A 10312-nucleotide genomic window follows, 5' to 3' on the forward strand; every position below is an offset into this window, starting at 1 on the left:
ACAAAAAATTATTTTAGCTGTTGGCCGTTTGCATGAAGCTAAGGATTATCCAAATTTAATTCGAAGTTTTCATACCCTAAAAAGTATCGTAGAGGGTGCCCAATTACCTAAACTCTTTATTGCTGGAGACGGTGAGCAACATAAGGCTTTACTACAATTGATAGAAGATTATCAGTTACAACATGATATTCATTTGCTTGGACGTCGTGATGATATTGAACAGTTAATGTCAGTGGCTGATTATTTTGTGTTGTCATCTTCATTTGAAGGTTTTGGTTTGGTGGTTGCAGAAGCGATGGCCTGTGAAACTTTTGTGATTGCGACAGATTGTGGTGGAGTGCGTGAGGTCATGGGCGATACGGGCATATTGGTCCCGACTGCAAATAGTCATGCTTTGGCGAATGCATTATTATCTGCGCTTAGTTTGGCGCAAAACCTGATTGATGAAAATAATCTTCGTGCTCGTCAACGTGTTGAGAAAATGTTCTCTTTGGATGGCTCAGTACAGAAGTGGTTAGAAATTTATGCATCATAATAAAACAATCGTACTTATTGGTACTACGGGCGCAAGCTTTTATGGCTTTAGGGCAGACCTAATCAAAAGATTGGTGCAAGACAAACATGTGGTATATGCCTTTACCTCAGAATATACAAATCAATGTTTAGAGAAAATTAGTGCATTGGGTGCGCGACCTGTAACTTATCAGCTGAGTCGTGGTGGATTAAATCCATTTTCAGATCTTATGGCTTTGCGACAACTTGTTCAAAAGTTAAAGCAAATTAAAGCAGATATTGTATTTTCGTATTTTGCTAAGCCTGTTATTTATGGGAGCATTGCTGCTAAATGGGCAAAGGTACCTGTGGTGATCGGGATGTTGGAAGGTTTGGGTTATACCTTTACCGAGCAACCCAACGGACAGACCTTAAAAACCAGAATAGTCCGTAATGTTCAGTTGTTGTTATATCGTTTGGCCTTGCCGCAATTAGACCATATGATTTTTTTAAATCGTGATGATCAACAAGATTTACTCGAACAACATCATATTCATGTTGCACAGTCGCATATATTGGGTGGGATAGGTTTGGATTTATCACAATATCCATACCGTGAAGCACCTATAGAGCCAATTCGCTTTTTATTCATTGGCAGATTATTAAAAGAAAAGGGAATTTTTGAATTTATTGATGCAATTCGTTTGGTAAAATCTCAATATCCAAATGCCCAATTTACGGTCTTAGGGGCGATTGATCACGCCAATATGGGGGCATTAAAACAGCATGTTTTAGATCAACTTATAGATGAGAAGTTATTTGACTATCCTGGTTATGTCACTGATGTGCAATCGTGGATTAGTGCAAGTAGTGTATTTGTACTGCCTTCATATCGAGAAGGCATACCGCGCAGTACACAAGAAGCAATGGCAATGGGGCGACCTGTGATTACTACCGATGTACCAGGCTGTCGTGAGACTGTGGTTGATGGGGTTAATGGCTTTTTGATACCGAAATGGGATGCACAAGCTTTGGCTGAACGGATGTGTTTTTTTATTAAGAATCCAGAGAAAGTGAATCAGATGGGGAGCGAAAGTTATAAAATAGCATTACGTAGTTATGATGTACGAGATGTTAATGAAAAGTTGTTGGGAATAATGGGGGTAAGTGATTAATATGAAAAGATTTTTTGATATTATTATTTCTTCGATAGCACTTATTTTGTTATCACCTGTTTTTATTTATGTCATGTTAAAAGTGCGTAAAAATCTAGGGTCTCCTATATTTTTCTATCAAGAACGTCCTGGGAAAAACGGAAAATTATTTAAAATGATTAAATTCCGTTCAATGAAAGATGCAACTGATGCACAAGGTATTCCTTTACCTGATGAAGAGCGAATAACTCCTTTTGGTCAGAAGTTGCGTTCAACCAGTTTGGATGAAATGCCTCAACTAATTAATGTGCTTAAAGGCGACATGAGTGTGGTTGGGCCACGACCAATGTTAAAAGAGTTTGTAGAGTTATATTCACCAGAGCAAGCACGAAGATTAGAAGTAAGACCGGGGATGACTGGACTGGCGCAGATTAGTGGACGTAATGATTTAGAATATGAAGACCGTTTTAAATGTGATGTTTGGTATGTTGATCATCACAATATTTGGGTAGACTTTAAGATTATGTTTAAAACGGTTGCAGTGATGTCAAAGCGTGATGGGATTAATGCGCCAGGCCATGTAGGGCCATCATTGTTTAAGGGTAATTCAATACAGGAAGACAAAGATCAAGCACAGCCTTAATCAGTTGCGCGCTTGATTTTATTTTTTATTTAGTCATTTCAAGTTGTCACTATGATCAAAAAAGCAATTTTACCTGTAGCAGGTCTTGGTACTCGGTTTTTACCTGCAAGCAAATCGATTCCAAAAGAAATGGTGACGGTCGTTGACCGTCCTGCCATTGAGTATGTGGTTAAAGAAGCAGTTGCGGCAGGCATTGAACAAATTATTTTAGTTACACACAGTTCCAAAGCTTCGATTGAAAATTATTTTGACCGTAACTTTGAGCTAGAAACTACACTTGAACTGAAAAAGAAATTTGATCTTTTGGCTGAGATCAGCGATATCATTCCAAGTCATGTCAGTGTAGTAAGTGTTAGACAACCACAGCCATTGGGTTTGGGACATGCTGTGCTGTGTGCTAAAGATATTGTCGGTGATGATGATTTTGCGGTTCTATTGCCTGATGTGTTGGTTAAAGCTTCGAATACACAGCACAATGATCTGGCTAAAATGATTCAACGTTTTAACCAGAGTCAAGCAGCACAAATTATGGTCGAAGCCGTGGCTGATGATCTAGTTGATCAATATGGTATTGTTGATGTTACTACCGCACCAAGAGAGGGTGAAAGCGTATTGATGCGTGGTATTATCGAAAAACCGGCATTAGGTACTGCACCGTCAAATTTATCTGTCGTAGGTCGATATATTTTACCTGCTGAGATCATGCAGTTATTGGCACAAACGCCAAAAGGTGCGGGGAATGAAATTCAACTTACAGATGCGATCGCATTATTACAAAACGCTCAGCCTGTTGAAGCATATCGTATGCAAGGCCAGACCTTTGACTGTGGCAGTAAGCTAGGGTATTTAAAGGCAGTATTGCACTATGGTGTAGAGCATCCAAAACTAGGTGCTGAGTTTAAGGAACTTATTCAAGAGCTCAAGTTATAAAATGAAAATAACAGTATTTGGGAATACCTTACAAGCTGAGGCCATGACAGGGCTTTTGGCTGAATATGGACATCAAGTGTTTTGGTGTCCTGATCCAAATGCGTCAGTTGTTGAGCCGTTTGCACACGTTGCAGATGAAAATTTAAATACACTTCTACAAAAGCAAATACAACATAATTTTTTAAAACGGATTTGTTTTAATCAAGTTCCATTGGATGGAGATGTATTTTTCTTTGGATTTCGCCCAACAGAGTATGCACTTGCAGAAGAGGTGCTACAACATTTTGCGCTAAGTCCAATGATTCACCCTAAACTGATGATTAATGGTTCTACATTCGGTTTGCAAGGTACCAAAAAACTCAAGCAGATTGCCCCACATGATCATTGGGCCTATTTCCCTGATGTGGTTCAAGAAGGTCATGCACTTAAGAGTATTTTGCAAGTAAAGCAGAACATCATAGGTGTTGATAGTGAAACTACCGAAGTTCTATTTCGTGAATTATTAAGACCAATTTTTCCAGCCAAGCATCAATATTTATTTATGCCGATTTTGGATGCTGAATTTACTAAACTCAGTATTTCTGGGATGTTAGCTACCCGTATTAGCTATATGAATGATATGGCAGTTGTTGCGGAAAAACTGGGTATTGATATTTTAAATGTGAAGCATGGTTTGGCCGCGGACAGTCGGATTGGTTCAACTTATCTTTCTCCTGGAGCGGGTTTTGGGGGCGAAAACTTTTCACATGATATTTTAACTTTATCGAGCACAGTATCTGAATCTGGTGTGCAAAGTCGTTTGCTCAAACAAGTTTACGCAATTAATGAGCAGCAAAAAGAAATCATGTTTAGAAAACTGTGGAATTACTACCATGGTGATTTGCAGGGAAAAGTGATCGCAATTTGGGGTGCAGCATTTAAAGAAAATACGTCAAGTATTCAAAATGCACCAATACATGTCATGTTAAAAGCTTTATGGGCGCAAGGCGCGATTGTTCAGTTGCATGACCCAGAAGCACTCGGTGAAATTGCTCGGCTGTATGGGCAGCGTGATGATTTAATCTTAGCTGCTGAGCAGTATCAAGTCGCGCTAGGGGCTGATGCACTTTGTCTAATGACAGCATGGCCTCAATACGCTAGCCCTGACTTTAAGCAGCTACAAAGAATGATGAGGCATCCTTATATTCTAGATGGTCGCAATATTTATGATCCAAGTTTTGTCAAAGCTCAAGGCTTTGCTTATACCGGAGTTGGTCGCGCATGAATCAACCAGTTGAATTGACAACACGATCTAATCCAGTCGATCAACAATTAACGACTTTGGCTGAGCAATATAAAAATATTCATCTCAATGAGTTATTTAAAAATCATCCGGCACGATTTAAACAATTTTCTGTTCAGCATAACAATATTACTTTTGATTTTAGTAAGCAGAGAATTGGTGTTGAGGTATTAGATGCATTAATACAATTTGCCCAAGAGAAAGATTTGGATCAGTGGATCAAACGCTTATTCTCTGATGAGCAAATTAATTTAACAGAACAACGTGCAGCGATGCATTGGGCACTACGTTTACCACATGATCAGCAACAGCATCGCGTGGTTGACGAAGTACATCGTCAGTTAGACCGTATGTATGCCTTGGTTGAAAAAATTCATGCAGGTCAGTATCGAGGCGCAACAGGTGAAGTGATCTGTGATGTGGTTAATATTGGAGTAGGTGGATCAGATCTTGGGCCATTGATGGTGAGTCACGCACTTTCTGATTTTCAGGTAAAAACAGAAAAACCAGTACAGGTTCATTTTGTTTCAACGATTGATGGCAGTCAATTATCTGATTTACTTCATACTTTTAGACCTGAAACGACTTTATTTATAATCTCATCAAAATCTTTTGGCACAATTGATACTTTATCCAATGCTCAGACTGCGCGTTGTTGGTTGGAAAATAGTTTAGGTAAAACACCAACAGTCTTGAAATGCCATTTTGTTGGCGTTTCAACTAAACCTGAAAAAATGACCCAATGGGGTATTGCAGCTGAAAATCAATTCTTACTCTGGGATTGGGTTGGTGGTCGTTATTCATTATGGTCTTGTATTGGATTGCCTATAGCCTTAACAATCGGTGTTGATGGATTTAAGCAATTTTTGGCAGGCGCCTATCAAATGGATGAGCATTTTCAACATGCTCGTTTTGAGCAAAATATTCCTGTACTGATGGGGCTACTTGGTGTTTGGAATAATAATTTCCTTGATATACACACGCATGCTGTACTGCCTTATGATGGGCGATTGAAGTATTTTGCTGCATATTTACAGCAGCTTGAGATGGAGTCCAATGGTAAATCGGTTCAGCGCGACGGCCAAGCTGCGCAGTTAAACACCTGTCCAATCGTTTGGGGAGAGGTTGGACCTAATGCGCAACACGCGTTTTACCAACTGTTACATCAGGGAACACATTCAGTTAGCTGCGATTTTATTGCGCCAGTACAACGTTATAATGCCAATCAGTTTACCTATGCACAAAATGCAGAAACCCTCATTGAGCAACATCATTTAGCTTTGTCAAATTGCTTAGCACAATCACGGCTCTTAGCTTTTGGTAATGAGGTACTAGATCCTGCTGAGTTAGCAGATTTACCCGCATACAAACAGTACACTGGTAATCAGCCAAGCACAACGATGCTGTTGTCAGAGCTCAACCCATACAGTTTGGGGGCACTGATAGCTTTGTATGAACACAAAGTTTTTGTTCAGTCAGTCATGTGGAATATTAATCCATTTGATCAATGGGGCGTAGAAAAAGGCAAGGAAATTGCCAATCAGCTATTACCCATTTTAAATGGGACTGGACAAACACAGATCCCATTGGACTCCTCAACTCAGGGTTTAATTGAGATTTTGCTAGCCAAGTTTGAAAACAGTCTTTGATCAAACGACTAAAAATAATGAACAGATTAGGACAAGTTTAATGACAACAATTTTAGTGACTGGTGGAGCGGGCTATATTGGTTCGCATACTTGTGTCCAGCTCCTGGAAGCGGGTTATGAGGTTGTCGTTTTAGACAACCTTTCAAATGGTTCAGAGCAAGCACTGCAACGAGTACAAGCCTTAAGTAATAAGCCTCTAACATTTATTCAGGGTGATATTCGTGATGCTCAAATTTTAGATCAGTTGTTCGAACAGCATGATATTGATGCTGTGATTCATTTTGCCGGACTTAAAGCTGTAGGGGAAAGTCAGCAAATTCCACTGACTTACTTTGAGCATAATATTGCAGGGAGTATTACACTGTTTAGTGCGATGCAACGTGCTCAGGTGTTCAAATTGGTCTTTAGTTCATCTGCAACGGTATATGATGAAAGCAATACTTCACCGTTAAATGAAGATATGCCTACCGGCATACCAAGTAATAATTACGGTTATACTAAACTGATTGTTGAGCAGTTATTAGAAAAACTGGCTCTATCTGAAACACGTTGGTCAATTGCACTATTACGTTATTTTAATCCAGTAGGTGCACACAAGAGTGGTTGTATTGGCGAGGACCCTCAGGGAATTCCAAACAACTTAATGCCTTATGTGACACAGGTGGCTGTAGGGCGCCGTGAGCAATTGTCAATTTACGGTAATGACTACGAGACCAGAGATGGTACAGGTGTACGAGATTATATTCATGTTGTTGATTTGGCCAATGCACATTTATGTGCATTGAAGAATCGTTTAATAGCAACGGGTTGTCGAGCTTGGAATATTGGGACTGCAACTGGATCATCAGTATTAGAAGTTGTACAAGCCTTTGAAAAGGTTAATGGTATTAAGATTGCCTATCAATGTGTACCGCGCCGTGCAGGTGATGTTGCAACGTCGTTTTCAGACAATACTCGAGCAATAACTGAATTGGGATGGACTCCACAATATACTTTAGAAGATATGCTCGCTGATAGTTGGCATTGGCAGCAAAAAAATCCAAATGGCTACCGCTGAAGCACATCAGCTTATTCTCTTTAATAAGTCAGCATGATGTTGGAAATATCATGCTGATCCTGATTATAAAAATACAGGGTTGCTGAGGTGCTGGGTCCAAGGTTGCCTATTTAAAAAGAAAAGTTCAGTGAGAACTAAAAAATAGAATGTTAATATTTTTCATTTATTAGTTTTAATTAATAATAGTGGTTGTTTTTAGATCAAACAAATAAGTGATTTTTCTGATGTTTATTTTTATTATAATTAATTAAAACAATATTGTAAATTATTTGTTTTATTGAATTTAGATTTAGTTTAATTGAAGTGTAATCTATATTATTGTTAGCTAAACTTAATTTTGATACTGTGTTTTAAATAAAATATGGTTGTCATAATAATGTTTAATAATATTTTTGCCATTTTGGATAAATTAGGTGTCGGATCACAAAAACGTGCGATTCACGTTCGATTCTCAAATGCAGCACTGCAAACTCAAGTCTTGTTACAGCGAATAGAGGGGTACCATGCTATCAATGAGGGGCTATCTGCCGAATTGCTATGTATTTCGACCAATCCTTATATTGAGCTAAAACAATTTATTGGTTGCCAAGTTGCTGTTGATCAAGTGACAGATGCGGGACAATTATTCAGAACAACAGGTATTATCACTGGTGCCAGTCAGGGCCAAAGCGATGGTGCTTTGAGCTTATATCGTTTGACTATGCAAGATGCTACATCACTCTGGTGTAAACGTCGTAATAGTCGTGTTTTTATGAATAAAAGCGTAGTTGATATTGTCGAAATTATCTTCAAAGAGTGGCAGTCAAAAAGCGCTTTATTTGCCGTAAGTTTAATCTTGGACATAAGTGGCTTAAGCAAAGACTATGATGTGCGGCCATTTTCGATGCAATCGAATGAGTCTGACTTTTCTTACCTGACTCGAATATTGCGAGAGGAGTCTATTAATTGGTTAATTGATGAATCAAGTTATCTTGCTGCAGATCACTGTCCAACTATTGAACCGCAAAAACTGCGTTTGATTGATGATAATGCACAATTTAAAGCGCTCGAGCGTAAAGCAATTCATTATCATCGTTCTCATGCCACCGAACAATGCGACAGCATTACAAGTTTTATTGCACAACGTCAGTTACAATCCACTGCGATACATGTACAGCGTTGGCAAGCAGATGTTTTAAGTCAGGAAGATGCTAGCGGTTCAGTGTTGAATTTACATGAACAGAGTAGCCAACAAAGTAATGAAAGTCTGAGTCTGGAACAAGCCTGGACGATTTCACCTGCATGGGTGAGTGATTTGCAGGGAGAGGATCAAACAACTAGGTCAACTAATAGTCAATTGGATAAACTCGGTATCCATTTAAATCAATACCAAACCTTACAAGCCAAATACTTCAGCGCACAGAGTAGTGTACGCGATACACAAGTAGGTTATTGGTTTTGGTTGAATGAGCACCCAGAACTTGAGAAAAATCATAGTTGTGATAAAGAGTTTCTAATTTTAAATAAGCGTTTTTATAACCAGAATAACTTCCCTAAAGACATTCAAAATCAAATTGAAAAGTTATTAATTTTGAATCATTGGCACAATCAGCATGACAGTAATCAACAGCGCCAAGCCAATGAGTTGACTCTAGTGCGTCGTAGTATCCCCATTGTGCCTGAATATGATCCATTTAAGTATCGGCCCATAGCGCATGTACAACGTGCCAAAGTGGTGAGTGATGGTGAAGAAATCTATGTTGATGAATGGGGGCGTATAAAGGTTCGCTTTTTATTTACACGTATTGAGGATCATACATACGATGGTGGTGCTGGGAGTAATGATAATGACACTGACTCAGCGTGGGTTGATGTGCTTACACCTTGGGCGGGTGAAGGCTATGGTGCGCGCTTTTTACCTCGTAAAGATGAAATCGTGGTGATTGATTTCTTTGATGGCAATATTGATCGACCATTTGTCACTGGACGAATTCATGAAGCGCAACGTTCACCAACTCAATTCGATACTCAAGGTCAACTCCCTGATACTAAAAAGTTAAGTGGTATCCGCTCCAAAGAGGTGGGAGCTATGGGGTATAACCAACTGCGATTTGATGATACTCAGGGACAGATTAGTGCACAGCTACAGAGCAGTCATGGAGCAACTCAGCTCAATCTGGGTAACTTAAGCCATCCCAAAGCAAGAGCAGAAAGTGATGGTCGTGGAGAAGGCTTTGAATTAAGGACAGATGATTGGGGAGCGATTAGAGCAAGTAAGGGAATCTTATTGACTTCTGAGTTATCAGAACAGGCCAGAGGTGAGCAACTTAGTAGATCTGAAGCACAAGAAAATATTAATTATCATATAGATAATAATAAATACTTCAAAGAAATTGCTAGTTCGCATGAGGTAGATGAGCCTGATTTAGAATCACAAACGGCACTCAAGGGTAAGTTTGAAAATTGGAATGAAAGCCCTGATGCTTTAGTTGCTTTACATAGTGAGTCAGGCATGATTTTGGATAGTAAAGCTGGTCTACATTTAGAGTCGAAACAGAACATTGATGTTAGTACGTCCAAAAATTTGCAGTTTTTCACAGGAAGAAATTGGATCGCTCAAGCTTTAGAGAAAATAACAATCTTTGCAAAACATGCTGGTATTAAAATTAAATCTGGCGAAGGTGAGGTCGATATTGTTGCTCAAAAAGGAAAAATGACATTATCTGCAAATCAGCAAATGCATATTTATTCATTGAATGATTTTGTGAGAGTAGAAAGTGGCAAAGGAATACTAATCACATCTGGTGAGGGGTATATCAAAATTCAAGGAGGTAATATTGAAATTGCGTGCCCAGGTTTAATGGAATTAAAAGCGGGTCAAATTAAAATGAGCGGTAGTGCTAGATTGTCAAGCCAATTGCCAGTAATGCCAGAATTAAAGGCGAAATATGATGAACATTTTATTCTACATTATCCTGATGGTGAACCAGTAAAAAATATGAAATATAAGATTACTGCTGAAAATGGACAAGTTTTCCAAGGTGTGACAGGTGAGGATGGGAAGACCATGGTGTTTATAAAGGATGTAATGTCGGCAGTGGATATCGAAGTATTTGAATCAGACTA

8 protein-coding genes are annotated in these 10312 nt (G+C 38.9%); all 8 read left to right on the forward strand.

Annotation, left to right across the window (positions count from 1 at the left end; translation table 11 throughout):
- Positions 1-535 (forward strand): glycosyltransferase (locus Aru01_RS17090; RefSeq protein WP_042111666.1); only part of this gene is annotated, 535 nt, incomplete at its 5' end.
- A complete protein-coding gene (locus tag Aru01_RS17095) occupies positions 525-1667 on the forward strand; it encodes a glycosyltransferase family 4 protein (protein ID WP_016657996.1) in 1143 nt (380 codons plus the stop codon). The genes Aru01_RS17090 and Aru01_RS17095, both read left to right, overlap by 11 nt.
- 1 nt (position 1668) lies before the next feature.
- Positions 1669-2289 carry a sugar transferase gene (locus Aru01_RS17100; RefSeq protein ID WP_016657995.1) on the forward strand — a complete coding sequence of 207 codons (621 nt, stop codon included), beginning with the start codon at positions 1669-1671 and terminating at the stop codon, positions 2287-2289.
- Positions 2290-2340: 51 nt separating this feature from the next.
- A complete protein-coding gene (gene galU / locus Aru01_RS17105) occupies positions 2341-3219 on the forward strand; it encodes a UTP--glucose-1-phosphate uridylyltransferase GalU (protein WP_016657994.1) in 879 nt (292 codons plus the stop codon).
- Position 3220: 1 nt separating this feature from the next.
- Positions 3221-4483, forward strand: a complete 1263-nt coding sequence (locus Aru01_RS17110) for a UDP binding domain-containing protein (RefSeq protein WP_016657993.1) — start codon at positions 3221-3223, stop codon at positions 4481-4483.
- Positions 4480-6150, forward strand: a complete 1671-nt coding sequence (pgi, locus tag Aru01_RS17115) for a glucose-6-phosphate isomerase (RefSeq protein ID WP_016657992.1) — start codon at positions 4480-4482, stop codon at positions 6148-6150. The genes Aru01_RS17110 and pgi overlap by 4 nt, the downstream gene beginning before the upstream one ends.
- A 40-nt stretch (positions 6151-6190) precedes the next feature.
- Positions 6191-7207 carry a UDP-glucose 4-epimerase GalE gene (gene galE, locus Aru01_RS17120; protein WP_016657991.1) on the forward strand — a complete coding sequence of 339 codons (1017 nt, stop codon included), beginning with the start codon at positions 6191-6193 and terminating at the stop codon, positions 7205-7207.
- A gap of 376 nt (positions 7208-7583) precedes the next feature.
- On the forward strand, positions 7584-10312 hold a 2729-nt coding region (locus Aru01_RS17125), incomplete at its 3' end, for a type VI secretion system Vgr family protein (protein WP_016657990.1).

It is taken from the genome of Acinetobacter rudis (assembly GCF_000829675.1).
GTDB classification, from domain to species: domain Bacteria; phylum Pseudomonadota; class Gammaproteobacteria; order Pseudomonadales; family Moraxellaceae; genus Acinetobacter; species Acinetobacter rudis.